The following is a 596-nucleotide window of genomic DNA, read 5'->3' as shown; positions in this document are numbered from 1 at the left end:
CGCGAGGGTCTTGCGCACGCGGGAGTCCAACCGCCCGGCGTCCTGGTCCGTCACCTCGGACGTCACGTCGATCAGCGTCCTGGCGGCCGACGGCCCCTGGAGCGCGCGCCGCAGTCCGGCGTCCCCGACCGCGGCGCTGAACGCGGCCAGCGTGGCCACGGCGCAGGTGGTCAGGACGACGGACAACAATGCGGCGCCCAGGAGCAGCCGGTGCGCGCGCAGGCGCAGCAAGACGAAGCCCGGCACCATGCCCCCCGTTCTCGATGCCCATAACAGTGTGTTGCGAGTGCACGACCAGGTCACCGCCGAGCGGTGAGGAGTGACTCAGACTACGCCCATGACATGACGTGTTCGCACACGTGTCTCCACGATCACACCGTGGTGAGGTCGGGAACGGGCGAACGGATACGATCATCGCATCCGCGATGCCGTGCTCGTTACCACCGTGTGAACAGTGGCACGAGAAATCCCCTTATGCTGCGCGCCATGACTGAGACAGCGCTGGAACGGTGTGAGGGCCCGGGGGGCGACGGGGCGGCCTCCGAGGCGATGGTGGTGGTCGAGGACCTGGTGCGCACCTTCGGTGCCGGGGACAC

Annotated in this window: 1 protein-coding gene; it reads right to left on the bottom strand. The window is 68.6% G+C overall.

All coding sequences use genetic code 11. The features are described 5' to 3' along the window. Positions 1-249, bottom strand: a 249-nt coding sequence (locus PV341_RS45245) for a hypothetical protein (RefSeq protein ID WP_500361083.1), incomplete at its 3' end; no start/stop codon positions are given. Positions 250-596: the final 347 nt, after the last annotated feature.

The sequence above is a fragment of the Streptomyces sp. PA03-1a genome (assembly GCF_033792805.1).
Classification (GTDB): domain Bacteria; phylum Actinomycetota; class Actinomycetes; order Streptomycetales; family Streptomycetaceae; genus Actinacidiphila.
The sequence above is the reverse complement of the archived record's forward strand: the minus strand, read 5'-3'. Positions and strand labels throughout refer to the sequence as shown.